Source organism: Phaeobacter sp. JH20_02, assembly GCF_048056915.1.
Lineage (GTDB): Bacteria > Pseudomonadota > Alphaproteobacteria > Rhodobacterales > Rhodobacteraceae > Phaeobacter > Phaeobacter bryozoorum.
In genome coordinates this window covers 192,438-216,370 of sequence record NZ_JAYMVP010000017.1, presented here as the reverse complement: position 1 = coordinate 216,370, position 23,933 = coordinate 192,438, and the positions used below count along the sequence as shown (strand labels likewise).

Here is a 23,933-nt window from a genome sequence, read left to right as displayed (position 1 = left end):
CCTGTGCGATGCTTATGGCACTGCGACGGCGCCGCTTGCGAGAATGGGCTTGTTGTTTTTCAGATGCCGCGCCACCAACCGGCGTTGCTGTCTGCCACTGGGGATATGGCAGGCCGTGCGGCATGCGGCCTGCGGCGCAAGCAGCTCGGGAAACAGCAGGGTGACCTCTTCATAGGCCTCCGGCGTCAGCGCCTTCAGCGCTTCGGCACCGGTAAACAGGCTCTCGGTCGGGGCGCCCTCGGCAAAAATCACCTCATGCCTGTCGAACAACAGGTGGAAATACTCCACCGGCTCGCAGGTCTGCTCGATATCAATACCTGGCAGCTCGGTCAGCCGCACGGCGGCGACCAGCACATCGGCGTCGGCAAACATCCGTTCGCTGATCTTTGACGACACCAACATGCGATGCTGCCGAGACACCAGAAGATCGCGCATCGGCAGACCATGCCCCAGCGCCCCGGCGGTGATCCTGACCGGGCGCAGCTTGGGGTTGGCGCGCAGCGCATCCGCCGTCAGCGCGCGGCTCATCACCATACGCAGCGGCCGGTAGCTGCCATCAGCGACCAGCACGCGATCACCGGCGGTCAGGGAGTCGACAGCCACCCGACCCCGTTCGGTTTCGATCAGGGTGCCGCGGACAAAACAGGTGATCTCGGAATAATTCCAGCCCGTGGTGTGGCTCTGGTAACTGCCAAGTGTCGCACCAACGGTGAATTCAGAACCCGGGCCGGGGACAAAATACCAGCTGCCGCCGGTGTTGAAGAAATAGAAGGTCTCGACATGGGGGGTGCCGCCGGTGTCGGTGAAGGAGACGTCAATGGCGTAAGGCTCCCCTGCAGATCCGCCGAAGGCGCCCCCGTTGATGCTGATACTCTCGTTGCCGTCGGCTCCGCCCTGATAGGCCCCGTCATCGTCATCCAGCGTCGCGGTATAGGATGTATTGTACTGGGCGTTGTAGCCAGCCGCGCTCCAATTGAAGGCTGTGACGGTATACTGTGGCATCTAGCTCTGCCCCTGCGATCCGCTATCGTCTTGCGACAGCGATTTGAACAGATGGCGCAGCCCTGCCGGATTGAGCTTGTACCGTATCGCCCCGGAGCCAAGCTCAGCCTCGGCCAACTGCCGCTCCGCCGCGTCCACCTCTGTGCCGCAGCGTGTTCTTAGATCGGAACAGAAGTCTTGGTTCTTGCGCGTCGCCATCACTCACCCGGCTCACTCTTTAATCATGGTTACCAATTACTTTAGGCGAGTGTGGCGTTTCGCCAAACAGTTTTTGCGCGACTCCACGCAGCGCCGCCGAAAAGGGGCCCGTAAATGCGCAGATCAGTGGCGATGTGATCGGTATCGCGGCGGCCGGCGCTGGCCTCAGCGCAGCGGCAGATGGCCCAGGTGGTCGTCGCCGCGTTCCCGCGCCAGTCTCATCTGTTTCTGCCGCTCGCGGAACCGGGCCTTGTCGGCCTCAGAGGTCTCATTGATACAGAGATGGCAGGACACCCCCTGCTCAAAGGCCGGATTGGATTTGTCCTCTGGCAGAATGGGCCTGCGGCAGCCGTTGCACAGCTCATGCGGACCTTCCTGTAACCCGTGTCCGACGGACACCCGGCTGTCAAAGACGAAACATTCGCCGGTCCAGCTGCTGTCTTCCTGCGGCATCTCCTCAAGATAGCGCAGGATACCACCTTTCAGGTGATAGACATCCTCCACGCCCTGACCAATCAGGAAGTTGGTAGATTTCTCGCAGCGGATGCCACCGGTGCAGAACATCGCAACACGCTTGTTGTGGAACCGGTCCTTGTTCTGTTCCCACCAGGCCGGAAATTCGCGGAAGCTCTCGGTCTTGGGGTCGATCGCGCCTTCGAAGGTACCGATGGCAACCTCGTAGTCATTGCGGGTGTCGATCACCACGACATCGTCCGAGCGGATCAGATCGTTCCAGTCTTCCGGCTCCACGTAATGGCCGACGCGGGCACGCGGGTCGATGTCCGGCTGGCCCATAGTGACGATCTCTTTCTTCAGCCGCACCTTCATCTTGCCAAAGGGGGGCTTGTCGCTGGTGGCTTCCTTCCATTCAAGATCGCTGCAACCGGGCAGCGCCTTGATATGGGCCAGCACCGCATCAATCCCGGCGCGCGGGCCAGCGATGGTGCCGTTGATGCCTTCCTGCGCCAGCAGCAATGAGCCCCTGACCCCCTGCGCCTCGCAAAGGGCCAGAAGCGCCGGTTTCAGAGCGGCGGGATCGTCGAAACGGGTGAAGTGGTAGAGAGCGGCAATCGTATACATGGCGCCGCTCTACACCAAGCAGGCAAGGCGCTGCAAGGTCGTGGAATGCCGCATCGCCGCAGCTTTGTTGACGGGTGGGCGCAGGGGGCGTACCCCTGTCAGGCAAGACGTGGAGAACCCGATGACCAAAGCCCTGATCGTGATTGATGTTCAGCTGGATTTCTGCCCCGGCGGTGCCCTGGCGGTGCCGGACGGGGATCAGGTCGTGGCGCCAATCAATGCGATGATGCCTGATTACGACGCAGTGCTGATGACACAGGACTGGCACCCGGCCGACCACAGTTCCTTTGCTTCGCAACACCGCGACGCTGCCGCCTATGACAGCATCGACATGCCCTATGGCCCGCAGGTGCTCTGGCCCGATCACTGCGTGATCGACAGCGCCGGGGCGCAGTTCCACCCGGATCTGGACCTGCGTGGCGACCTGATTCTGCGCAAGGGTTACCGCCGTCATATCGACAGCTATTCGGCGTTCTTTGAAAACGACCAGAGCACGCCCACCGGATTGCACGGCTATCTGCAGGACCGCGGCATCCGCGATCTGACGCTGGTCGGGCTTGCCACCGATTTTTGTGTCGCATTTTCGGCACTGGATGCCGCCCGTTTGGGCTACGACGTGACAGTGGATTTGACAGCCTGCCGCGCGATTGATCTGGATGGCTCTCTGACAACCGCAGTGACGCATATGCAATCGGCAGGCGTGCGGCTGGTTGGTGCCTTTGGGTAAGTTATTAACGAATTGACGATATTCAGAGACTCGTCGTCATCAGGGACCTTGCAAAGAGATGCCGCAGGCCGATGCGCTCAACACTGGGCCGCTAGAAACCTATAGCAGGCGATACAGCCAACGCGGGCTGCTCAACCGCTATGCGGATGGGCGGTGCCGGTATTTTGCGTTCCGCCAGCTGATCATGGCAGGGCTGTCGGCGCTGATCGGTCTGCTGATATCGCCAATGGCTGGTCTCTTGGTCTTTGTGGTCGCGTTTCTCGGCGACCTGGTTGATACGCTCTACCTTATGCGGGCAACGCCGATTGCGGATAATGCCCCCTATAAGCGCGTGCTGGCCATCAGCAGCCTCACCGCTGGGGTGCAGGCGGTTTCCCTCTCCTTTCTGGCCTGTTCACCATCGTATTTCATCCACGCGGAAAACCACCTGCATCAGGCCCATGCCACGCCGCTGTTCACCGTCGGTATCCTGGTCGGGGCCGCCATCAATGCCACGGTGATCCTGCCCTATCAGATCTCTGCCGGTATCGTGCGGCTGGTGGTCTATGCGCTGACACCTCTGGTCAGCATCGCGATTGAAACCCTTGCCGATCACGGCACTGCCGTGATCGAGGTGCAGTCCTTTCAATTCGCCGGTCTGGGCGTGCTCTATGTCAGCGTCTTCTTCTTCGTCAGCTTTATCGCGGGTCGCTACCACCGCAGCCGCAAAAACACCCTGGCGATGGCCCTGCAACATAAGCAGCTGGCCAAGATCAACGCCAAGCTACAGGCCCAGCAGCTGCAATCCCAACAGCTTGCTCTGGTGGCCGAGAATGCCAACGACAGCGTCTTCCTCATGGATCAGGAGGGGCGGATCACATGGGTCAATGAGGCGTTCACCCGGATCACCGGCTACCGCTACGATGAGGCGATCGGCAGGATGCCGGGTGAGCTGCTGAACGGTGAAGACACCGATATGGCGGTGGTCAAGGCACTGGAGAAGGGGCGCGCCACCGGCAAACCGTTTCGGCTTGAGATCTGCAATCGTCGCAAGGATGGTCAGCGTCTGTGGCTGGAGACCAATCAGGTGCCGATGCTGCGCGACGACGGGACGGTGGAGACCATCATTGCCGTCGAACGTGATATCACCGCCTCCAAACAATACGAACAGCAGCTGAAGGATGCCCGCATCGCCGCGGAGGAGGGCGCGCGGGTGAAATCCGAATTCCTCGCCACCATGAGCCATGAGATCCGCACCCCGATGAACGGGGTTATCGGCATGGCGCAGATGCTGGAACGGACCAATCTGGATGACGAGCAAAAGCTCTATGCCGATACGATCCTCGGCTCGGCCCGCACTCTTTTGTCGCTGATCAACGATGTGCTTGATCTCTCGAAGATGGACGCGGGCGAGGTCATCCTGAGCGAGGTTGATTTTGATCTGCGCGCCTGTTTCCAGCAGACCTTGAAGCTTTTTGAACCGCAGGCGCAGGAGAAGGGCATCAGCCTTGATCTCGATATCGCGCCGGACGTGCCCCGGCTGATCAATGGCGACGACCGGCGCCTGCGCCAGGTCTTGCTGAATCTGGTCGGCAATGCGGTGAAATTCACCGAGACCGGCGGCGTTCGCGTCGCGGTGGCCACCACGCAGGCGGGCGACCGGCTGCGCCTGCGATTCTCGGTCACCGATACAGGCATCGGCATCGCCAAGGACAAGCAGGATCAGATCTTTGAACGCTTCTCTCAGGCCGATGCGGCGATCACGCGGCGGTTTGGCGGCACCGGTCTTGGCCTCACCATATCGCGCCTCCTGTGCGAGGCGATGGGCGGTGAGATCGACGTGACCTCTGACCTTGGCAAAGGGGCCTGTTTTTCCGTCCACCTGCGCATGCAGCCTGCCACTGGCTCCGCCCTGTCCGACACCGACGGCACCATCCCGCAGGAAGAAGGCTGTTTGCAGGGGATGCGTATCCTCGTCGCTGAGGACAACAGGATCAACCGCCTCCTGGTTGAGAAATACCTTCAGGACGAACCGGTTATGCTGGAATTTGCCGTGGATGGCGCCGAGGCGGTCGAGAAAACGCCGGAGTTTGATCCCGATGTCATTCTGATGGATATGTCGATGCCGGTGATGAACGGGCTGGAGGCCACCCGCATGATCCGCGAGATGGAGATCCGCCAGCCTGTCATTGCGGCACTGACGGCCAATGCCTTTGATTCCGATCGCGAGGCCTGCCTGTCCGCGGGCATGGATGATTTCCTCAGCAAGCCGATCAACCGCGATGACCTGCTTGCGGTTCTGTGCAAACACAGCCTTCCTCAGGGTCGTCGCGCAGCAGTCTGATTTCCTTTGCTCCTGGCTGCGGCCTGTTTTATCAACCATTGAAACACGATGGATGAGGCCGCCTGTGGACATTGCAACCCGCGTCTATAACCACAAGTGGAAGATCGATCCGATCGTGCGCTCGCTGATCGACACCGATTTTTACAAACTGCTGATGTGCCAGTCGGTGTATCGCAATCGCCGCGACACCAATGTCCGCTTCTCGCTGATCAACCGATCCAAACATATCCCGCTGGCCGATCTGATCGACGAAGGCGAGCTGCGCGAACAGCTCGACCACATCCGCTCGCTATCGCTGTCGCGTGGCGAAAGCACCTGGCTGCGCGGCAATACGTTCTACGGCAAGCGCCAGATGTTCCGCTCCGATTTCATGGAGTGGTTCGAGGGGTTGCGCCTGCCGCCCTATGAGCTGGAGCGCAAGGGCGACCAATACGAACTGACGTTTGAAGGCAAATGGCCCGAGGTCATGCTCTGGGAAATCCCGGCCCTGTCGGTCCTTATGGAACTGCGCAGCCGCGCGGTGATCAACAGCATGGGCCGGTTTGAACTCCAGGTGCTCTATGCCCGCGCCATGACCCGGGTCTGGGAAAAGATTGAACAGCTGCGCGACATAGACGGCCTCAGCATCGCCGATTTCGGCACCCGCCGCCGTCATGGGTTTCTCTGGCAGGACTGGTGCGTGCAGGCGATGATGGAGGGGCTGGGCGATAAATTCACCGGTACCTCGAACTGCCTGATTGCCATGCGCCGCGAGGTCGAGGCTATTGGCACCAACGCCCATGAGCTGCCGATGGTCTATTCCGCGCTGGCCGAAGATGATGCCGCACTTGCGCAGGCCCCCTATGATGTGCTGTCCGACTGGCATGACGAGCATGAAGGCAATCTGCGCATCATCCTGCCCGATACCTATGGCACCCGGGGGTTCCTGGATCGCGCGCCGGACTGGCTGGCGGGCTGGACCGGCATCCGTATCGACAGCGGCGATCCCGCAAGCGGCGCCGAAACCGCGATCCGCTGGTGGCAGGAGCGGGGCGAGGACCCGCAGGACAAACGGGTGATCTTCTCCGACGGGTTGGATGTTGCCAAGATCAAGGAACTGCATGCGCAGTTTTCAGGCCGCACCAAAGTGTCCTTTGGCTGGGGCACGCTGCTGACCAATGACTTCCGCGGGCTGGTGCCGGATGACGGCCTCGCGCCGTTCTCCCTGGTGTGCAAGGCGGTGTCGGCCAATGGCCGCCCCACCGTCAAACTCTCCGACAACCCGGAAAAGGCGATGGGCCCGCAGGCTGAAATCGACCGTTACAAGCGGGTGTTTGGTGTCGGTGAACAGCAGAGCCAGGCGGTAATAGTCTAGAAATACTTCGCCCATCTGGGGGCGTTGGGCGCGGATTTCCCAATAAGTTGCGGCAATAGATCTGCCCCAATGTTTCGCACGCGAAACAATGGGTGAGTCCTGCTGACCTTGATCGCGGGCGTCGGCCTAGCCGTGATAGGCCGCAACCGTTTTCAGCTGCGAAAAACCGTAGAGCGCCTCAAAGCCTTTTTCGCGGCCATGGCCCGATTTGCCCACCCCGCCAAAGGGCAGCTCAACCCCGCCACCGGCGCCATAGTTGTTGAGGAAGACCTGACCCGCGCGCAGGCGCTTGGCCAGCCGCATCTGGCGGGCGCCGTCGCGGGTCCAGATGCCCGCAACCAGCCCGTAGTCGGTGCTGTTGGCAATCCGGACCGCCTCTGCCTCATCCTCAAATGGGATCAGCACCTGCACCGGGCCGAATATCTCGTCCTGCGCCAGCGGATGATCCGCCGCAACATCTGCAAACAGGGTTGGGCGCACATAGGCGCCTTTGTCGCTGGCCGCCTCACTCAGCACACCCTGCGCCGCAATCGTGAGGTCGGCGCCCTGCGCCAGATAGCCCTCGACGATCTCTTTCTGCCGGGCGGAAATCAGCGGTCCCAGACGCAGGTCGGACAGGGCCGGCCCCACGGTCAGCCGGCTGTAGGCCTCGGCCATGGCGGCGCGCACCTGATCATAGACGCCCCGTTGCACCAGAATGCGCGAAGCGGCGGAACAGGTCTGGCCTGCGTTCTGGATCCCTGCGTTCACCAGAAACGGCAGGGCGGCCTCCAGATCGGCATCGTCAAACACCAGCTGCGGAGACTTCCCGCCCAGTTCCAGCGTGACCGGCACCACATTGGCCCCTGCCGCCTGCTGCACCAGCGCGCCGGTTCTGACCGACCCGGTAAAGGAGATATGATCAACCCCCGGATGCCGCGCCAGCGCCGCGCCAGCCTCGGCACCGATGCCCGGAACCACGTTCAGCGCGCCTGCGGGCAGCCCGGCCTCCACCGCGATATGGGCAAAGGCGAGCGCGGTCAGGCAGGCTTCCTCGGCGGGTTTCAGGACGCAGGCATTGCCCATTGCCAGCGCGGCACCGACAGAACGGCCGATGATCTGCATCGGGTAGTTCCAGGGTACGATATGACCGGTGACCCCATGGGGTTCGCGCAGGGTGTAGACGGTATAACCGGCCTGATAGGGGATGGTCTCGCCATGCAGTTTGTCCGCCGCGCCGCCGTAGAATTCCAGATACCGCGCCAGCGCCACCGCATCCGCCCGCGCCTGTGTCAGCGGCTTGCCGACGTCCAGTGCCTCCAGCTGGGCGAGGGTCTCGCAGCGCTCCAGCACCATCTGGCCCATCCGGGTCAGAAGCCGCCCGCGTTCGGTGGCGGTCATCTCTCCCCAAACACCATTCAGAGCGGTGCGGGCAGCGGCAACCGCGGCGTCAATGTCGCGGGAGTCACCACGGGCAATCTGGCAGAGGATATTGCCATCAGACGGGTTCGTGAGGGGAAGCGTTCCGCCCCCGGCAGGGGCCTGCCAGCTGCCACCGATCAGGCAGAGTGCGGGATCAAACCAAAGCGGCGCTGCGTCAGTCATTCTGGGCTCCTGCGATGTGGAAACTGTAACTCTTGATCTGATGCTCGGTAAATGGCGCGCCTTCACGCAGCTGCTCGACCCCCTTCACGGCGCTGAGACAGGTGCCCCAGAACGCCACTGCATTGGGCGAGCCTGCGGAAATGCCCATTCGCCAATACCCCGGAAATTCGGCAAAGATCAGGCTGGCCGCGGCATGGCCGTACCCCTGCCTGCGATAGGCCGGATCAATGGCAAATTCCGACAGTTCACGACGATCATCGGGCAGGTTGAGCACGATGGCAAACCCGATGCGGTCCTGCTCTTGGCGGATCCAGAACGCCGTCACATCCTTGCGGTGCAGCATCTGGCCTGCGCGCTCACTGGGGTCGATCCGCAGGTCCGGGGCAATTTCGGAGTAGTAGCGGGTCAGCGCCGCTGCCAGCCGCGCCCGTTCGCGCGGCAGGATCAAGGTCAGTCTAAAGCTCATGCAGCCCCCGTTTTCAGATCGGGTAGCACCGGAGCGGCTGCGATCAGAGATGTCGTATATGGATGTTGCGGATTGGCAAACAGATCTTCTGTCCTGCCGTGTTCGACGATCTGACCCTTTTGCATGACCAGACAGCGGTCGGTCATGCTGCGCACCACATGCAGGTCATGGCTGATGAACAGATAGCTGAGCCCATAGGAGGTGCAGAGCTCTGCCAGAAGGTCAAGGATCTGCGCCCGCACGGAGACATCCAGCGCCGAGACCGCTTCGTCAAACAGGATCAGCTCCGGCCGGGTGATGAGCGCGCGGGCAATGGCGATGCGCTGGCGCTGCCCGCCGGAAAACTGGTGGATATACCGGCCTGCGTCCTCGGGGTTGAGGCCAACGGCACTTAGTGCCTCAGCCACGCGATCGTCCCGGTCGTGCCCACTGGGGGCGTCTGGAACGCCGTGGAAGGGTTCGGTGATCAGCCGTGCGACGCGGTGGCGGGGGTTGAAACTGCCAAAGGGATCCTGGAACACCACCTGCATCTTGCGCCGCTGCTCGGCGCTCAACCCCCTGGGCGACAGCGGGGTGCCATCCAGCAGGATCTCGCCGCCTTGCAGCGGTTCCAGCCCCAGAATGGCGCGGGTCAGGGTGGATTTCCCGCAGCCGGATTCGCCCACCAGACCCAGCCGTTCGCCACGATGCAGGGCAAAGCTGACGTGATCCACCGCGCGCATATGGTCTGCTGGCGCAAACAGGCGTTTGCGTGGCAGGGGATAGTCGCGCACCGCGTCGCGCACCTCCAGAAGGGGGGTGTCCTGCGGGTCGGTATCCACCACCGGGGGCAGGGCGGCCTGATGGTTCGAGGCGGCAAAGAGTTTCTGCGTATAGGGATGACGGCGATTGGCAAGAAGCTGCGTCGTGCTGCCGGTCTCGACCACTTCGCCTTTTCGCATGACGACGATCTGGTCGGCCATATCAGCCACCACCGCCAGATCATGGGTGATGATGATCATCCCCATACCGTAGTCGCGCACCAGATCGCGCAGCAGGTCGAGGATCTGCGCCTGTGTTGTCACATCCAGCGCGGTTGTCGGCTCATCTGCGATCAGCAGCGCCGGCCGCATGGCGATGGCCATGGCGATGACCACGCGCTGGCGCTGGCCACCGGACAGCTCGTGCGGATAGCGGCTGAGCGGGAAGCGTTCGGCGGGCAGGCCCACCCGGTCCAGCAGGCTGCGCGCCTCTGCTTCGGCTTCGGCTTTGGTCACGCTGCTGTGTAGCAGGAGGGTTTCCATCACCTGATCGCCAATGCTCTGCACCGGGTTGAGTGCGGTCATCGGCTCCTGAAATACCATGCCGATCTTGCGCCCGCGCAGATCGCACATCTGCTCTTCGTTCAGCGCCAGCAGGTCCTGGCCCTCAAGGCTCAGATGCCCGGAGAGGCGGGTGCAATTGGGCAGAAGCCGCAGGATGGTCAGCGCGGTCAGGGATTTGCCGGACCCGCTTTCGCCGGTGATGGCAAGGATCTCGCCGGGGTCTACCGACAGGGAGACATCACGCAGGATCGGGAAGGTGCCGATGGAGAGCGAGAGGTTGGTGATCTCAAGCAGGGTCACGCGCGACCTCCCTGCAATTTTGGGTCCAGCCAATCGCGCAGCCCGTCCCCCATCAGGTTGAGGCCCAGAACGGTGAGGATGATCGCGCAGCCCGGCACCAGCGCCATATGGGGCGCGAGGCTGACCATGGTCTGGGCATCGGCCAGCATCCGGCCCCAGCTGGGCACCGGCGGTTGTGCGCCAAGGCCCACATAGCTGAGACCTGCTTCGGCCAGAATGCCGAGCGAGAACTGTATGGTGCCCTGTACGATCAGCAGGTTGGCAACATTGGGCAGAATATGTTCTGCCGAAATCCGCGCCGACCCCTTGCCAGCGACACGGGCGGCAAGAATGAATTCCCGCTGCCAGAGCGACAGTGCCGCGCCACGGGTGACGCGGGCAAAGACCGGGATGTTGAAAATGCCGATGGCGATGATCGCATTGATCGCACCGGCGCCAAGGATGGCGGTGATCAGGATGGCGATCACCAGCGACGGGAAGGCAAAGACCAGATCATTGGCCCGCATGATGCCTTCGTCCAGCCAGGACCCGCGTTTGGCTGCCGCGGCGAGGCCAAGCGGCACGCCGAGCCCCATGCCGATGCCCACCGCCACCAGTGCCACTGCAATCGAGGTGCGCGCACCAACCATGATCATCGACAGGATATCGCGGCCAAAGTGATCGGTGCCGAGCCAGTGTATGGCGTTTGGGGCTTGCAGCTTGGCGGGGATGTTCATCGCGGTGTGGTCGTAAGGCGTCCAGATGAACGACAGCAGTGCTGCCAGCAGAACCAGTGCGGAGAGGACACCACCAAGGATGAGACTACGGGTCATCGGGGGCCTCGCGTGTCGCGGAGTGGCTTGCGTCTGACCCTGAGTAGGTGCAAAGCGCCCTTCCGGGGGGAGGGTCGGGCGCTGCCCGGCTGTGCCGGGCATGTGCGGGACATGTGGTTTGTCATCCGCGCCCCCGCAGTCTTGGGTCGACCAGCGCATAGGTCAGATCGACAAGAAAATTCACCAGGATCACCGCAAAGACCAGAAGCATCACGACGCTTTCCACCACGATCAGATCGCGGGCAGAGATCGCCTGAAACACCAAGCGTCCGAGACCGGGAAGATAAAACACCTGCTCAATGATGATCGCGCCGGCAAGGAGGAAGGAAAACTGCAACCCGATGATGGTCAGCACCGGGATCAGCGCATTGCGCAGCCCGTGACGCCACAGGGCCTGCCGCTGGCTCAACCCTTTGGCGCGGGCGGTGCGGATGAAATCCTCGCCCAGAATATCCAAGAGAGCCGAGCGCATGACGCGGGCCAGAATAGCCGCCTGCGGCAGGGCCAGCGCAATGGCGGGCAGGGTGAGGGAATGCAGCGCGGCCAGTGGCCCGGCCTCCCAGCCGACAAACCCGCCGGCGCTGAACCAGCGCAGATTGATGGCAAACACCAGCACCAGCATCATCGCAAACCAGAAGTTCGGGACAGCGACCCCCAGCTGGGTTGCGCCCATCACGGCAATATCCCCTGATTTGCCCCGGCGCGCGGCGGCATAGATGCCTGCGGGCAAGGCAATCAGTGTCGAGAGTGTCAGCGCATAGACCGCAAGCGGCAGCGAGACCCAGAGCCGATCCGCAACCATCTGGGCCACCGGTGTGCGATAGGTATAGGAGGTGCCGAAATCGCCCTGCAACATGCCGGTGAACCAGCTGATGTAGCGGGCGAATTTCCCCTCGTCCAAGCCCAGTTCGCTGCGCAGCGCAGCGATCGTGTCGGGCTGTGCGTTGATTCCCAGCATGAAGGAGGCCGGATCGCCCGGTGCAATCTCGATGACGAAGAAGATCACCCAAGAGGCGATGACAAGGCTGACGATCAGCGACAGTAGGCGTTTGGCGATATAGCGTCCCATTGGCGGCAGGTTAGGGGGGCGCTGGGCGGGGGTCCAGAGCGGGCGGGCATCGACCTTGATAATTCGTCAAAGGCATTGTTTTCCAGTTGTCTGGCAGGATCGCATTAGGCGAAGGCGTGCGGCTATCGCGCAGCTGTCGCGTCGGTTGCAGATACGGGGTTTGGCGGCGCGCGGTTCCGGGCTATCTCTGGTCGCATGACACCGAGAGCCGCCGCCATTTCACTGTCTGATCCTGCTCGGACAAGGTCCGTTCCAAAGGCGCTGGAGGCGCCGGTTTTTATCGGCTCGGAGATTTACCGTGGTTCCAGCTACGGGCGTGCGCATCCGTTGCGGGTGCCGCGGGTCTCAACGGTGATGGATCTGACACGGGCGCTGGGCTGGCTGCCTGCGGCGCAGTATCAGATCTCTCCCCGGGCAAAGCCTGCCGCCCTTCGGCGCTGGCACAGCGCTGAGTATATCGCGGCGCTTCAGGCTGCCGAGCAGGCGCAGGCTGTCAGCGATGAGGTCAAGGCACGCCATCACATCGGCACCATTTCCAACCCGGTGTTCCCCGAGATTTTTCGTAGGCCGGCGACGGCTGCCGGCGGATCTATTCTGGCCGGTGAGCAGCTCGCACATGGTGGGGTGATCTACAATCCGGCCGGTGGCACCCATCACGGGATGCCGGATCGGGCGAATGGGTTCTGTTATCTGAACGACCCGGTGCTGGCGATGCTGTCACTGCGCCATCACGGTGCAGAGCGGATCGCCTATGTCGATATTGATGCCCATCATGCCGATGGGGTCGAGCATGGGTTTGCGGGGGATCCCGATGTGTTGATGATCTCCACCCATGAGGAGAACCTCTGGCCGAAGACTGGTCGGCTGGACGATGACGCAGGCGGAAACGCGCTGAATCTGCCGGTGCCGCGCGGGTTCAATGACAGCGAGATGGGCTATGTGCTGGAAGAGCTGATCCTGCCGGCGGTGGCGGATTTCGCGCCTGATGCGGTGGTCCTGCAATGCGGGGCGGATGCGGTCACCGAGGATCCTTTGGCGCATCTGGATCTGTCCAACAACGCGCATTGGTCGGTGGTGGCGGCGCTGCGCCCGCTTGCGCCGCGCTATCTGGTGCTGGGTGGCGGTGGCTATAATCCATGGTCCGTCGGGCGGCTGTGGACCGGGGTCTGGGCGGTGCTGAACGGGCATCAGATCCCCGAGCGTCTGCCACCGGCGGCCGAGGGGGTGCTGCGTGGGCTGGAGTTCAAGGGGCACCGACTGGGGCGGAACCCGCCGGAGCATTGGTTCACCACGTTGCGCGATGAACCGCGTCCCGGCCCCGTGCGCGATCAGATCCGCGAGGCTGTGACGCTGCTGCGCAGGCGGCGGGGGCTGCGCTGAGGCCTGAGCAAACGGCAACAGCGCCCCGGTCTGGGGCGCTGTTATTCAGTCTCTAACACTGGGGGAATGGTCTATTTTGCCCAGCTGACCGCCGTCAGGTCGGTGGCCTGTGTGGGGGCATTTGCCCAGAGACCTTGCAGATCCGCCTTGGCCACGCTCAGCGATGCCAGCTGGAACAGGAAGCCATTCACATAGTCGTTTGCGATGATCTCCTGCGCCTGCTGCAGCATCTTTGTCCGGGTGTCGGGATCGGTGGTGCCCGAGAGATCCGTCATCAGCTGCTGGAAGGCGGCATTGTCATACTGGAAGTAGTAATCGGGGCGGGCATAGATGCCGATATCCATCGGCTCCGTGTGGCTGACGATGGAGAGGCCAAAGCTTTTGCCCCGGAACACGGTTTCCAGCCACTGCGCCCATTCCACATTGATGATCTCTGCGGTGATGCCGACCTCAGCCAGCTGGGCGGCGATGATTTCCCCGCCCCGGCGCGCATATGAGGGCGGCGGCAGGTGCAGCGTGGTGGTGAAGCCATCGGCCAGACCCGCCTCGGCCAGGAGGGCGCGGGATTTCTCCGGGTCATAGGCGCTGCTGCCGGTCAGATCGACATAGGCGGGGTGATGTGGTGCGAAATGGCTGCCAATCGGCGTGCCGTAGCCGAACATCGCACCATCAATGATGGCCTGACGGTCGATCGCATGGGCGACGGCGGCGCGGACCTTGGGATTGTCGAAGGGCGCCTGTTTGTTGTTGATCGACAGGATTGTCTCGCCCTCGGTGGAGCCGACAAGCACCTGAAACCGCGGGTCGGCCTCAAACTGGGGCAGGTTTTCCGGCGCGGGGAAACTGGAGAAGGCATCGACATCTTCGGCCATCATCGCCGCAAAGGCCGCCGTGGGGTCGGAGATGAATTTGAAGGTTGCTCCGTCCAGCATGGCGGGCGTGCCCCAGTAATCCGGGTTGCGCACAAGATCTATCCGGTCGCCCTGAACCCAGCCATCAAAGGCAAAGGCCCCGGTGCCGACGGGCATGGTCTTGATGCTCTCGATGCTTTCGGGGGCCACGATGACGGCATCGCCCCATGCAAGGTTGAACAGCATCATACCGTTGGGCTGCGACAGGGTCAGCCTGACGGTGAGCGGATCGACCGCATCAACACTGGCGATATCTGCAAACAGCGCCTTCTGGGCATTTGTGCTATCCTCGGCGCGGGCGCGATCAAGGCTGAATTTCACATCCTCGGCGTCCATCGTGGAGCCATCGTGAAAGCGGACGTCCTTGTGCAGAGAGAAGGTGTAGGTCAGCCCATCCTCGGAGATTTCCCAGCTCTCGGCGAGACCGGGTACAACCGAGCCATCGCCCATGAAGCGGGTGAGCCCTTCAAAGACGTTGGAATAGAGCACCTGATCAATGGCCCCGGCGGCAGCGCTGGTGGGGTCCAGATGCGGCGGTTCCAGCTGCAGGGCCACGGTGACGGTCTCTCGCGCCGCAGCCGCCCCCGCCAGAATGGACAGTGCGGAACTGGCAGCAAACAGGAATGGCAATCGTGTCATTGGTGGTCTCTCCCTCTGGGTGGTGGCCGCATTTTGTGACCTTTCGGAAAACTGTTCCGCGTTTTCCGTCAGGTAATCAAGGTTAGCGGGACATTTCGCCCCCTAGAAGCGCGCAGCGTAAATTGCTAGCGGTGCGCAATGCGAACGGAGAGGACAGCATCATGAGTGCAACGGCCCGCAAAATGGCTCCCAATGCCGAGGATATCCGCGCCCGCAAAGGCGGCACCCCGCTGGTGAGCCTCACGGCTTATACCACGCCGATGGCGCAGCTGATGGACGCGCATTGCGATTTTGTGCTGGTCGGCGACAGCGTTGGCATGGTGCTGCACGGTTTGCCCTCGACGCTTGGCGTCACGATGGAGATGATGATCCTGCACGGGCAGGCGGTGGCGCGCGGATTGAAACAGGCGATGATGGTCATCGACATGCCCTTTGCCAGCTATGAGGAAGGTCCGCAGCAGGCGTTTCGCAATGCCGCAAAGCTGATGGCTGAAACCGGCGCCGGGGCGGTCAAGCTGGAGGGCGGTGTCGAGATGGCCGAGACCATCCGCTTTCTCGTGAAGCGCGGCATCCCGGTGATGGCGCATATCGGCCTCACGCCGCAGTCGATCAACACGCTGGGGGGCTACAAGGTGCAGGGCCGCGACGCGCAGGCCGATGCCGTGCTGGCGGATGCTCATGCGGTGGCGGAGGCAGGCGCGTTTTCCGTGGTGCTGGAAAAGGTGCCGCAGGGGCTGGCCGATCGGATCACCGCTGAGGTGGCGATTCCGACCATCGGTATCGGGGCCAGTGCCGACTGTGACGGTCAGATTCTGGTTGTCGATGACATGCTGGGATTCTTTACCGCCTTTAAGCCCAAATTCGTGAAACGTTATGCCGATCTCGGCCCCTTGGCAGAGGCGGCGATTTCCGAGTATGCAGCCGAGGTGCGCGCGCGGAGCTTCCCGGCGGCCGAACATGTATTTGCAGACCAGGCCCCGGCACCGACGACGGCGGCACCGGCCAAGGCCCCGCAAAAGGACTGATCCCATCATGACTGCTCCGATCCTGCGCCGCCTGAGCGAATTGCGTGCGCTGCATTCCGACTGGCGCCGCGAGGGCGCGCGTATCGGCCTGGTGCCCACCATGGGGGCGCTGCACGACGGCCATCTGTCACTGGTGGCGGCGGCCAAGGCAGCTTGTGACCGGGTGATCGTCACCATTTTTGTGAACCCCAAACAGTTCAACAATGCCGAGGATCTGGCCAAATATCCGCGCACTGAACTGACCGACGCGGAGAAACTGGCGCCCTACGGGGTCGATGCCATCTATGTGCCCGACCCGGATCAGATCTACCCCGAAGGCTATGCGACCACGGTGTCGGTGGCGGGGCTGACCGATGTGCTGGAGGGCGAATTCCGCCCCGGCCATTTCGATGGGGTGGCGACGGTGGTGGCCAAGCTGTTCCTGCAAAGCGGCGCCGATCAGGCATTTTTCGGCGAGAAGGATTATCAGCAGCTGATGGTGGTCACCCGTATGGCGCGGGATCTGGATATTCCGATCACCGTGCAGGGCTGTGCCACGGTGCGCGAAGCCTCCGGGCTGGCGATGTCCTCGCGCAATATGCGCCTGTCAGCCGAGGCGCTGGGCAAGGCGGGGCAGCTTTATCCGGTGCTTAGCGACCTGGCCGGGCGGCTGCGCGGTGGGGCCGAGTTTGGTGCGCTTATCGATGGCGCGCGTGCGCGACTGGCCGCGGCCGGTTTTGGCGAGATCGAATATCTGGACCTGCGCTGTGCCGAAACGCTGGCCCCACTTGTCCGCCCCGACCGCCCGGCCCGGCTGCTGGCGGCTGCCTGGCTGGATGGCATCCGGTTGATCGACAATATCGCGGTTGATCAACTAAATGATTAGTAGGGGCTGGTAGCGGTCGCAGTTTTACGTCTAATCTCTGCTCCAAACGACCCAGGGGAGGGGCAAGATGACGTATATTCTGGCGATTGATCAGGGCACGACCTCGACCAGAGCGATCCTGTTCGATGATAAGATGCAGGCGGTGGGATCCGCGCAGCAGGAATTCCCGCAGCATTTTCCGCAGGCCGGCTGGGTCGAGCATGACCCGGAGGATCTGTGGAGTACGACGCTGGATGTCTGTCGGCAGGTGATGCAGGCGCAGGACGTCAAGGCGGCGGATATTGCCGGCATCGGTATCACCAACCAGCGCGAAACCACGGTGGTCTGGGATCGCCACAGCGGCAAGGCGGTCCACAATGCCATTGTCTGGCAGGACCGCCGCACCAGCGCCATCTGCGAAGAGCTGCGCGCCGCGGGCCACGAGGACAGCGTGCGCCAGAAAACCGGGCTGCTGCTGGATCCCTATTTCTCGGGCACCAAGCTGAAGTGGATTCTGGACACCGTTCCAGATGCCTGCGCCCGGGCCGAGGCGGGAGATCTGCTGTTTGGCACTGTCGACAGCTTTCTGATCTGGCGGCTGACCGGTGGCGCCTCCCATGTGACCGATGCGACCAATGCGGCGCGGACGCTGATGTATGATATCCGCAAGGGGCGCTGGAGCAGCGAGATCTGCGGCTTTCTCGGGGTGCCGCGCGGGATGTTGCCGGAGGTCAAGGATTGTGCCGCAGATTTCGGCACCACCAAGGCAGAGTTCCTGGGCGGCGAGATCGCCATTCTGGGGGTTGCCGGCGATCAGCAGGCGGCCACCATCGGGCAGGCCTGTTTCCAGCCGGGGATGATGAAATCGACCTATGGCACGGGCTGTTTTGCGCTGCTGAACACCGGTGATACGCCAGTTGTGTCGCAGAACCGGATGCTGACCACCATTGCCTATCAGCTGGACGGCGCGCCGACCTATGCGCTGGAGGGGTCCATTTTCATCGCCGGTGCGGCGGTGCAATGGCTGCGCGACGGTCTGGGCATTATCGGCTCGGCCCAGGAGAGCGGTGCGCTGGCGCGCAATGCCGATCCCGGTCAGGACGTCATTCTGGTGCCGGCCTTTACCGGGCTTGGTGCGCCTTACTGGAAACCCGATTGCCGGGGCGGGATGTTTGGTCTGACCCGCAGCTCGGGGCCTGCGGAATTCGCCCGCGCGGCGTTGCAGAGCGTGGCCTATCAGACCCGTGACCTCTGGGAGGCGATGCGGGCGGATTGGCAAGGCGAGAGTCTGGTCACCCTGCGGGTGGATGGCGGCATGAGTGCCAGCAACTGGACCATGCAGAGCCTGGCGGATCTGTTGGGGGCGGCTGTGGATCGGCCGGTGATGCAGGAAACCACCGCGCTTGGGGCTGCCTGGCTGGCGGGGATGCGGGCCGGTGTCTATCCCGATCAGGCCGGGTTTGCCGAGACCTGGGCGCTGGATCAGCAATTCACCCCGGCGATGGATGAAGACCGGCGCAGCGCCGCCTATGGGCGCTGGAAACGCGCGGTTGAGGCAGTGATCGGCGTCTGACATTGCCGCAGGCGGGCGCTCCCGCCTGTTCCGTCACAGTCGTGGACTGTGTCTGCGCAGTTGGGGGTGGCGCCGCGCGATGCGCGGCGCCCGGTCGCCTCAGTTGATGCGGGTGCCTGCGGGTATGGTGCGGGGGCGGGCGTTCAGCTCTTCGATCGAAAACCCGGCGATGGATTTGTATTTCGCGGCATGGGCGGCGAGCTGATCCTGCGGGATCACGTCGTTGATGTCGGTGAACTCCCCGCCGCAGAGATCCTCGACCTGTTGCAACACGCCGTCGGGGCCTCCCCCTGCGCGGTTGGCCATGCCAACGGCGGTGGTGACGGGACGCAGGGCGTTTTCGTAGCGGGTGAGGGCCTCAGGTGTTGCGCCATGGGTCAGCATCTGGGCGCCAATCACGCGGGCGTCGACAATGGCCTGGCTGGCGCCGTTAGACCCGACCGGATAGGTCGGATGTGCGGCGTCGCCCATCAGGCTGACCGGACCATCCTGCCAGCATGGTAGCGGGTCGCGGTCCACCATTGGATATTCATAGACGGTTTCGGCTCCGGTGATCAGCGCGGGCACGTCGATCCAGTCAAAGCGCCAATCGGCAAAATCCGGCAGAATGTCATCTATGTCGGCAGCGCGGTTCCAGCTTTCCTTGTTCCGGGGCACACCGGGATCGAATTGTTTCTCTGCGATCCAGTTGATTACCGCCTTGCCGTCGGCGTCGGGCGCGCTGATCGGATAGGCCACCAGCCGCAGGTGGTTATGGCCGATCATTGCCATGGCCGCGCCGCCGTGGAAGGCCGGGGCCTGTGTGGTGGCGCGCCACAGGATGCGACCGTTCCAGATCGGTGCGCCCTCACCCGGATACATCTGCGCGCGGATGGCGGAATGGATGCCGTCGGCGCCGATCAGGAGATTGCCCTGCGCGCCGCGCCCGCCGTCCAGATGCAGGGTGACGCCGTGATCTGTGAGCTCATATCCCGCCGCCCGCGCGCCGGTGGTGAGGACGCTGTCGCCCGCGCGGGCGAGGAGCGCGTGATAGAGCATCATCTGCAAGGCGCCGCGATGGACGGAAAACTGCGGCCAGCTGTAGCCCGCCGCCTGGCCGCGCGGCTCCTCCCAGATGGTGTTGCCCAGTTTGGAATAAAATCCCAGCTGCCGTGTGCGGACGCCGATGGCGGAGAGCTCGGCCTCCAGCCCCAGATCGAAGAGTTCGCGCACCGCATTGGGTTGCAGATTGATGCCGACGCCCATCGGTTTCAGCGTTTCGGTGGCCTCGTAGATGTGGAAGGGTACACCCAGCTCGTGCAGGGTGAGGCCAAGTGTGAGCCCCGCGATCCCGGCCCCCGCAATCATCACTGTCATCTGGCCTGTCCTCTTGTGCGCTGTCGAAATGCCGATATTAGAATCACGGCACCCGCATCGGGGCAAGGGGGGCAGATGCCTTTGCTAGAGCCTGATAGCCCCGGATGCGTCAGCTGTCCTCGCTGCTGCCGAGGCTGAGGTCGGGGCCGAAGATCACGTCGGAATAGCTGTTGAGGTAGATCTTGAGCCAGGGGGTGAAGCGATCCGGGTGGCGCTTCACCTCGGCCAGAAGGTCGTGGTAATCGACCCAGCGGGTCTCCATCACCTCATCCGGGTTGGGGGTGAGCTGCGGCGCGCGGTGGGCATGGGCGAGAAAGACATCAACCACCTCATGTTCGATCAGCCCGTTGCCGACATCGGCGCGGTATTCGAGGTGATGGCGAAACTCGGGGTAGAGACCGGTGATGCCCAGCTCCTCCTGCATCCGGCGGACCGCGCAGGCGGAGGAGGATTCATCCCATTGCGGATGGGTGCAGCAGGTGTTCGCCCACAGACCGGGGGTATGGTATTTGCCCAGAGCGCGGCGCTGCATCAGGATTTCGCCGCCCTTGACCACAAAGACCGAAACGGCCTTGTGCTTCAGCCCCTGTTCATGGGCAGCCAGCTTTTCAACAGGCGTCAGGGTGCCATTCACCCAGGCGGGGATCAGGTGGGTCATTGCAGGAGCTCGCAAGGATTGTGCAAGGGGCTGGGCTGTGCGGCCATCGGGCAGATATGGTTGTCATCGGGTGGAGGTCAATCCCGCAACCAAGGCTGGCCAGAGTTGCGGGTGCGTGGTTGCGGGTGCCGACGCGGAACGGTCAATATCCCAGCAGAAAACGAAAGGCAATTGTGCGAAAAGCCGCGGCCAGGGGCGCGCGGCTTTTGCTGTCGTGTCAGGGGACCGGGATCAGTTGGTCGCGGTCTCATCTGTGGTGGCGTCTGCGTCGCCTTCGGCGGCATCAGCGGGGCCGTGCATCGCGAGGAAGGCATAGATGTCTTCGGCGCCTTTCTTCAGGCGGAAGGACATTTTGGATTTCGCTTTGGAATCATCCAGATAATCGCGCAGGAACGCCTTGGGATCGGCGGTATAGGCGGCGAAGCTCTCTTCGTCCCATACCAGCCCCTGTTCGCCTGCGGCCACCATGTCGTCGCCGTATTTATAGCCGTCCGCGGTGCCGGCGGTGCGGCCGACAACGCCCCAGAGGTTCGGGCCGGTTTTGCCGCCCTTGATGATCACGTCACCGCTGTCCGAGACAACCATGTGGCAGGATTTGCACTTGTTGAAGCCCGTTTCGCCCTTGTCGGCGTCGCCTTCGGCAAAGGCAGGGGCTGCAATCAGGCCAAGGGCCGCTACAGCAGTCAGAAGTTTCATGTCGCTTGCTCCAAAATTGAGTTGGCTCGATCAATACGCGCCGGATCTGCAGGAAAGTCAAACGGGCGTATTGCCGCGTTGGCTCTCGGTCAGGCGCTGCGACCGTTCACCTGTGTCAGATCGCGCCGAGGTCAAGGGGAGGCCGTGGCGTCACATATCCTGCCAAGAGGGCAGCAGATCGCCGGGTTCGGCATGCGCGAGCGCGGCAGCGCGGGCGATGGCGCGACTGAGGCAGAGGGCGGCAGCATGTCCGATGGCGCCCAGATCAGCGCCCAGATCACCGTCGCTGATGGTCTTTGCCGGATCTGCGGTGCTGACCGCAAAAACCAGATCGCCGTCGCCGGGGGAATGTGCCGGTACGATGGCGCGTCCGATGCCGTCATGGGCGGCAATGGCGAGCCGCTGGCATTGCGATTTGCTCAGCGCCGCGTCGGTCGCGACAATGGCAATGGTGGTATTGCTGCCCTCGGTCGGCAGTTCGGTGCCCTGCGCCAGCGCCTGCATGGCGGCGATCTTGAGGCTCGGGGCGGGGGTGGTGAAGCCGGTGGCGGGATCGACGCCTGCACCGCCGAACTCGCCGTCAATTTCATAAGGAGCGGCCCAGAAATGGCGGTCTCCCGGTGTGGTGACCGAACCGAGCGGATTGGCCGCCACCAGCGCGCCGACGGTGGTGCCGTCCGGCAGGACAAAGGAGGCCGATCCGAGCCCACCCTTGAGTCGTGCTGCAAGAGCTCCGGTGCCCGCCCCGACTGTGCCAAGGGCAAAGCCGTGATCAGCCGCTTCATAGGCGGCGCGACCGAGGGCGGCATAGGGGTTTTCCGACCAGTCCTTATCGCCGCCGTTCAGGAGGTCAAAGAGGATCGCACCCGGCACGATCGGCACGCGCGCAGGCCCCACGGCAAAGCCCCGCCCGGCGGCGCGCAGCCCTGCGACCACGCCGGAGCAGGCATCCAGCCCGAAGGCGGAGCCGCCGGAGAGCACCAGCGCATCAATCTGAGCGACGGATTTGTCCGGTGCCAGCAGATCGGTTTCGCGGGTGCCCGGCGCGCCGCCCATCACATGCACCCCGGCCGTAAAGGGCCGATCGGCGGTCAGCACGGTGGTGCCGGATTTCAGCCGCCGGTCTTGGGCATTGCCAACCTTGAGGCCGGGAACATCGGTGATCAGGTTGCGCGGGCCGGGTTTCATCGGGTGTCTCCTGTTGGGGCGGGCATCTGGGGCAGATTATGGCAAGGGCGCGCTGGCGCGCGCGGCCTCCGGCGGGAGTATTTCTGGAAAGATGACAGGCGGGTCGGATATTTGGTCGGGCTTGGGCGGTCAGATACAGCGCCCGCCGTCGACCTCCAGCGCGACGCCGGTCACCATGCTGGCCTCATCCGAGCAGAGGTAGCAGGCGGCATTGCCCATATCCTCCGGGGTGGAAAAGCGGCCGATTGGAATGGTGGAGAGGAATTTGGCGCGGATTTCCGGCGTATCCTCTCCCATGAAGGTTTTCAGCAGCGGGGTTTCGCCCGCGACCGGGTTGATCGCATTGACCCGCACCCCGGCGGCGGCAAGCTCAACCGCCATGGTGCGGGTTGCGGTGATCATCCAGCCCTTGGAGGCGTTGTACCAGTTGAGATTGGGACGGGGTGAGATGCCGGCGGTGGAGGCGACATTCAGGATGGCGCCGGAGTGGCGCGCCTTCATATGCGGCACCAATGCGCGGGCGGTCAGGTAGACGGATTTCATATTGACGGCAAAGACGCGGTCGAAATCCTCTTCGCTGACGTTTTCAAGCGGCGTCGGCAGGTGGCTGACACCAGCGTTGTTGACCAGAATATCGACCTGTCCGAATTGATCCAGCGCCGTGGCCGCCATCTGATCGACCGAGGCGCGGTCGGAGACATCGACGGTCTGGGCAAATGCCCGATCTGCGCCATGGCTGTTGCGGGCCTGTTCTGCGGCCTGTGCGGCGGCGTCGGCGTTGATATCGGCAATCATCACCCGCGCGCCCTCCTGCAGGAATTTGGTGACGATGCCGGCGCCAAAGCCTGAGGCCCCGCCGGTTACAATGGCGCATTTCCCTGCCAGCCGCATATGCTCTCTCCCCGAATTGACTCGGCGGCAGCTTGGCGGAGACCGGGGATCAGCGCAATCGCCTGTCTCAGTCCGGGTCGATCTTACCGCGCGTCGCCTTGATGTCGCCGCGCTGGCGTTTGGCCTCCAGACGGCGGCGTACCGAGCCGCGGGTGGGTTTGGTGGCAATGCGGCGTTTGGGGACAATCAGGGCCTGGCGGATCAGTTCGGCCAGGCGTTCGCGCACCAGATCACGGTTGCGCTGCTGCGAGCGGGTTTCGTCGCATTGCAGGATGATCGCGCCATCCTTGGTCCAGCGGCGGCCGGCCAGCCGTTTCAGGCGCGATTTCACCGCCGGGCTGAGCGCCGGGGAGCGTGCGGCCTCGAACCGCAGTTCGACGGCGGAGGAGACCTTGTTCACGTTCTGCCCGCCGGGACCTGAGGCGCGCATAAAGCTCTCGGTCAGTTCCCAGTCCTGCAGGGCGATGGTGTCGGTAATGTGCAACATGGGCGAACCATAATCTGCCATATCGCCAAGGTCCAAGCGAAAGCCGTGGCTGGGAGGTCACGGGAG

At 63.1% G+C, this 23,933-nt stretch carries 22 protein-coding genes; 7 read left to right on the top strand and 15 right to left on the bottom strand.

The window, feature by feature from the left end:
- Positions 1–12: 12 nt before the first annotated feature.
- The 3 genes from VWY34_RS05220 to VWY34_RS05210 form a co-directional block, all read right to left on the bottom strand.
- Positions 13–1,002, bottom strand: a complete 990-nt coding sequence (locus tag VWY34_RS05220) for a Hint domain-containing protein (protein WP_416537622.1) — start codon at positions 1,000–1,002, stop codon at positions 13–15.
- A complete protein-coding gene (locus tag VWY34_RS05215; protein ID WP_416534267.1) occupies positions 1,003–1,200 on the bottom strand; it encodes a hypothetical protein in 198 nt (65 codons plus the stop codon).
- Positions 1,201–1,365: 165 nt separating this feature from the next.
- Positions 1,366–2,280, bottom strand: coding sequence for a rhodanese-related sulfurtransferase (locus tag VWY34_RS05210; RefSeq protein ID WP_340546378.1), 915 nt, complete (start codon positions 2,278–2,280; stop codon positions 1,366–1,368).
- Positions 2,281–2,401: 121 nt separating this feature from the next.
- Between VWY34_RS05210 and pncA the strand changes: the two genes are divergently transcribed.
- From pncA to pncB, 3 genes are all read left to right on the top strand, one after another.
- Positions 2,402–3,007, top strand: a complete 606-nt coding sequence (gene pncA / locus VWY34_RS05205) for a bifunctional nicotinamidase/pyrazinamidase (RefSeq protein WP_416540822.1) — start codon at positions 2,402–2,404, stop codon at positions 3,005–3,007.
- A gap of 58 nt (positions 3,008–3,065) precedes the next feature.
- On the top strand, positions 3,066–5,330 hold the full coding sequence (locus tag VWY34_RS05200; RefSeq protein WP_416545839.1) for an ATP-binding protein: 2,265 nt from the start codon (positions 3,066–3,068) through the stop codon (positions 5,328–5,330).
- Between the two features lie 64 nt (positions 5,331–5,394).
- Positions 5,395–6,684 carry a nicotinate phosphoribosyltransferase gene (pncB, locus tag VWY34_RS05195; protein WP_416534271.1) on the top strand — a complete coding sequence of 430 codons (1,290 nt, stop codon included), beginning with the start codon at positions 5,395–5,397 and terminating at the stop codon, positions 6,682–6,684.
- A gap of 126 nt (positions 6,685–6,810) precedes the next feature.
- Here the strand turns inward: pncB and VWY34_RS05190 are convergent, their stop codons facing one another.
- From VWY34_RS05190 to VWY34_RS05170, 5 genes are all read right to left on the bottom strand, one after another.
- Positions 6,811–8,268, bottom strand: coding sequence for an aldehyde dehydrogenase family protein (locus tag VWY34_RS05190; protein ID WP_416545841.1), 1,458 nt, complete (start codon positions 8,266–8,268; stop codon positions 6,811–6,813).
- Positions 8,261–8,734, bottom strand: a complete 474-nt coding sequence (locus VWY34_RS05185; RefSeq protein ID WP_260078801.1) for a GNAT family N-acetyltransferase — start codon at positions 8,732–8,734, stop codon at positions 8,261–8,263. Before VWY34_RS05185 ends, VWY34_RS05190 begins: the two co-directional genes overlap by 8 nt.
- Positions 8,731–10,338 (bottom strand): ABC transporter ATP-binding protein, encoded by a 1,608-nt coding sequence (locus tag VWY34_RS05180; protein ID WP_416545843.1) that lies wholly within the window; start codon positions 10,336–10,338, stop codon positions 8,731–8,733. The genes VWY34_RS05185 and VWY34_RS05180 overlap by 4 nt, the downstream gene beginning before the upstream one ends.
- Complete coding sequence (locus VWY34_RS05175; RefSeq protein WP_416545845.1) at positions 10,335–11,150, bottom strand: ABC transporter permease; 816 nt, start codon at positions 11,148–11,150, stop codon at positions 10,335–10,337. Before VWY34_RS05175 ends, VWY34_RS05180 begins: the two co-directional genes overlap by 4 nt.
- Positions 11,151–11,271: 121 nt before the next feature.
- Positions 11,272–12,219: an ABC transporter permease gene (locus tag VWY34_RS05170; RefSeq protein WP_416537627.1), complete on the bottom strand. Its 948-nt coding sequence runs from the start codon at positions 12,217–12,219 to the stop codon at positions 11,272–11,274.
- Between the two features lie 195 nt (positions 12,220–12,414).
- On the opposite strand from VWY34_RS05170, the gene VWY34_RS05165 reads away from it, so the two are divergent.
- The gene (locus tag VWY34_RS05165; RefSeq protein WP_416545849.1) at positions 12,415–13,599 is read left to right on the top strand and encodes an acetoin utilization protein AcuC; all 1,185 of its coding nucleotides are present in this window, start codon (positions 12,415–12,417) and stop codon (positions 13,597–13,599) included.
- A gap of 71 nt (positions 13,600–13,670) precedes the next feature.
- Here the strand turns inward: VWY34_RS05165 and VWY34_RS05160 are convergent, their stop codons facing one another.
- On the bottom strand, positions 13,671–15,149 hold the full coding sequence (locus VWY34_RS05160; RefSeq protein WP_416545851.1) for an ABC transporter substrate-binding protein: 1,479 nt from the start codon (positions 15,147–15,149) through the stop codon (positions 13,671–13,673).
- 161 nt (positions 15,150–15,310) lie between these two features.
- On the opposite strand from VWY34_RS05160, the gene panB reads away from it, so the two are divergent.
- The 3 genes from panB to glpK all read left to right on the top strand — a co-directional run bounded on the left by panB (position 15,311) and on the right by glpK (position 18,591).
- Positions 15,311–16,174: a 3-methyl-2-oxobutanoate hydroxymethyltransferase gene (gene panB / locus VWY34_RS05155; protein ID WP_416545853.1), complete on the top strand. Its 864-nt coding sequence runs from the start codon at positions 15,311–15,313 to the stop codon at positions 16,172–16,174.
- Positions 16,175–16,181: 7 nt separating this feature from the next.
- On the top strand, positions 16,182–17,039 hold the full coding sequence (gene panC / locus VWY34_RS05150; protein WP_416545855.1) for a pantoate--beta-alanine ligase: 858 nt from the start codon (positions 16,182–16,184) through the stop codon (positions 17,037–17,039).
- Positions 17,040–17,106: 67 nt separating this feature from the next.
- The gene (gene glpK / locus VWY34_RS05145) at positions 17,107–18,591 is read left to right on the top strand and encodes a glycerol kinase GlpK (protein WP_416540831.1); all 1,485 of its coding nucleotides are present in this window, start codon (positions 17,107–17,109) and stop codon (positions 18,589–18,591) included.
- A gap of 99 nt (positions 18,592–18,690) precedes the next feature.
- Here glpK and VWY34_RS05140 read toward each other — a convergent pair whose 3' ends face one another.
- The 6 genes from VWY34_RS05140 to arfB all read right to left on the bottom strand — a co-directional run bounded on the left by VWY34_RS05140 (position 18,691) and on the right by arfB (position 23,867).
- Positions 18,691–19,947, bottom strand: coding sequence for a flavin-dependent oxidoreductase (locus VWY34_RS05140; protein ID WP_416558190.1), 1,257 nt, complete (start codon positions 19,945–19,947; stop codon positions 18,691–18,693).
- Between the two features lie 109 nt (positions 19,948–20,056).
- Positions 20,057–20,605: an isopentenyl-diphosphate Delta-isomerase gene (gene idi / locus VWY34_RS05135; protein ID WP_416538259.1), complete on the bottom strand. Its 549-nt coding sequence runs from the start codon at positions 20,603–20,605 to the stop codon at positions 20,057–20,059.
- Positions 20,606–20,836: 231 nt separating this feature from the next.
- Entirely contained in the window at positions 20,837–21,301 is a 465-nt protein-coding gene (locus tag VWY34_RS05130) for a c-type cytochrome (RefSeq protein ID WP_340546394.1), read from the bottom strand.
- Between the two features lie 150 nt (positions 21,302–21,451).
- On the bottom strand, positions 21,452–22,489 hold the full coding sequence (locus tag VWY34_RS05125; RefSeq protein WP_416544564.1) for a P1 family peptidase: 1,038 nt from the start codon (positions 22,487–22,489) through the stop codon (positions 21,452–21,454).
- A 129-nt stretch (positions 22,490–22,618) separates the two neighbouring features.
- The gene (locus tag VWY34_RS05120; RefSeq protein ID WP_416544563.1) at positions 22,619–23,380 is read right to left on the bottom strand and encodes an SDR family oxidoreductase; all 762 of its coding nucleotides are present in this window, start codon (positions 23,378–23,380) and stop codon (positions 22,619–22,621) included.
- A gap of 67 nt (positions 23,381–23,447) precedes the next feature.
- A complete protein-coding gene (gene arfB, locus VWY34_RS05115; RefSeq protein WP_416534578.1) occupies positions 23,448–23,867 on the bottom strand; it encodes an alternative ribosome rescue aminoacyl-tRNA hydrolase ArfB in 420 nt (139 codons plus the stop codon).
- Between the last annotated feature and the right edge of the window lie 66 nt (positions 23,868–23,933).

What these genes read in the sequence shown, in the direction of transcription:
- VWY34_RS05220 (WP_416537622.1), bottom strand. Translation starts at nt 1,002, where the DNA reads ATGCCACAGTATACCGTCACAGCCTTCAATTGGAGCGCGGCTGGCTAC.
- VWY34_RS05215 (WP_416534267.1), bottom strand. Translation starts at nt 1,200, where the DNA reads ATGGCGACGCGCAAGAACCAAGACTTCTGTTCCGATCTAAGAACACGC.
- VWY34_RS05210 (WP_340546378.1), bottom strand. Translation starts at nt 2,280, where the DNA reads ATGTATACGATTGCCGCTCTCTACCACTTCACCCGTTTCGACGATCCC.
- pncA (WP_416540822.1), top strand. Translation starts at nt 2,402, where the DNA reads ATGACCAAAGCCCTGATCGTGATTGATGTTCAGCTGGATTTCTGCCCC.
- VWY34_RS05200 (WP_416545839.1), top strand. Translation starts at nt 3,066, where the DNA reads ATGCCGCAGGCCGATGCGCTCAACACTGGGCCGCTAGAAACCTATAGC.
- VWY34_RS05190 (WP_416545841.1), bottom strand. Translation starts at nt 8,268, where the DNA reads ATGACTGACGCAGCGCCGCTTTGGTTTGATCCCGCACTCTGCCTGATC.
- VWY34_RS05185 (WP_260078801.1), bottom strand. Translation starts at nt 8,734, where the DNA reads ATGAGCTTTAGACTGACCTTGATCCTGCCGCGCGAACGGGCGCGGCTG.
- VWY34_RS05175 (WP_416545845.1), bottom strand. Translation starts at nt 11,150, where the DNA reads ATGACCCGTAGTCTCATCCTTGGTGGTGTCCTCTCCGCACTGGTTCTG.
- VWY34_RS05170 (WP_416537627.1), bottom strand. Translation starts at nt 12,219, where the DNA reads ATGGGACGCTATATCGCCAAACGCCTACTGTCGCTGATCGTCAGCCTT.
- VWY34_RS05165 (WP_416545849.1), top strand. Translation starts at nt 12,415, where the DNA reads ATGACACCGAGAGCCGCCGCCATTTCACTGTCTGATCCTGCTCGGACA.
- VWY34_RS05160 (WP_416545851.1), bottom strand. Translation starts at nt 15,149, where the DNA reads ATGACACGATTGCCATTCCTGTTTGCTGCCAGTTCCGCACTGTCCATT.
- panB (WP_416545853.1), top strand. Translation starts at nt 15,311, where the DNA reads ATGAGTGCAACGGCCCGCAAAATGGCTCCCAATGCCGAGGATATCCGC.
- panC (WP_416545855.1), top strand. Translation starts at nt 16,182, where the DNA reads ATGACTGCTCCGATCCTGCGCCGCCTGAGCGAATTGCGTGCGCTGCAT.
- glpK (WP_416540831.1), top strand. Translation starts at nt 17,107, where the DNA reads ATGACGTATATTCTGGCGATTGATCAGGGCACGACCTCGACCAGAGCG.
- VWY34_RS05140 (WP_416558190.1), bottom strand. Translation starts at nt 19,947, where the DNA reads ATGACAGTGATGATTGCGGGGGCCGGGATCGCGGGGCTCACACTTGGC.
- idi (WP_416538259.1), bottom strand. Translation starts at nt 20,605, where the DNA reads ATGACCCACCTGATCCCCGCCTGGGTGAATGGCACCCTGACGCCTGTT.
- VWY34_RS05130 (WP_340546394.1), bottom strand. Translation starts at nt 21,301, where the DNA reads ATGAAACTTCTGACTGCTGTAGCGGCCCTTGGCCTGATTGCAGCCCCT.
- VWY34_RS05125 (WP_416544564.1), bottom strand. Translation starts at nt 22,489, where the DNA reads ATGAAACCCGGCCCGCGCAACCTGATCACCGATGTTCCCGGCCTCAAG.
- VWY34_RS05120 (WP_416544563.1), bottom strand. Translation starts at nt 23,380, where the DNA reads ATGCGGCTGGCAGGGAAATGCGCCATTGTAACCGGCGGGGCCTCAGGC.
- arfB (WP_416534578.1), bottom strand. Translation starts at nt 23,867, where the DNA reads ATGTTGCACATTACCGACACCATCGCCCTGCAGGACTGGGAACTGACC.